Consider the following 438-nt stretch of genomic DNA (forward strand, 5'->3'; position numbering starts at 1 on the left):
ACGGTGAGGCGGCGACGGCGCTGGAGCCGCTGAACGATGCGGAACGTGCAGCAAAGGCTAAAGCAAAGCACAAAGGCGAACCAACGGTTCTCGTTGATGAGCATGAGCCGCTGAACGATGCGGATAGCGCTGATGATGGTCTGGATAAGCTCCGTGAAGAGTATGAGTTTCTCTTCAACGAGAAACCGCAGCACAACGCCAAAGCCGAAACGCGCCGCGAGAAGATCGCAGATAAGCGTAAAGAACTTGGCGTTTAAGCCTCGCTAATCAAACAAGGGGCTTCGGCCCCTTTATTGCAGGAGTCCGATATGGATCTGGTAAACCTAAAAACCGGCACCGATAGTTTTCAGGAAGAGAAGGGGGAGACGCACACCCGCGCTGATTATACGTGGGGGCTGTGCATCAGCCTTGATAATGAAACGCTCAGCAAGTTAGGTG

At 53.4% G+C, this 438-nt stretch carries 2 protein-coding genes; both read left to right on the top strand.

Features of this window, described 5'->3' with window-relative positions:
- Positions 1-257 (top strand): hypothetical protein (locus ACU8YC_RS28055; RefSeq protein ID WP_446896403.1); only part of this gene is annotated, 257 nt, incomplete at its 5' end.
- Between the two features lie 51 nt (positions 258-308).
- Positions 309-438, top strand: a 130-nt coding sequence (gp10, locus tag ACU8YC_RS28060; protein WP_446896404.1) for a capsid staple protein, incomplete at its 3' end; no start/stop codon positions are given.

This window comes from Citrobacter sp. VF227 (assembly GCF_052950715.1).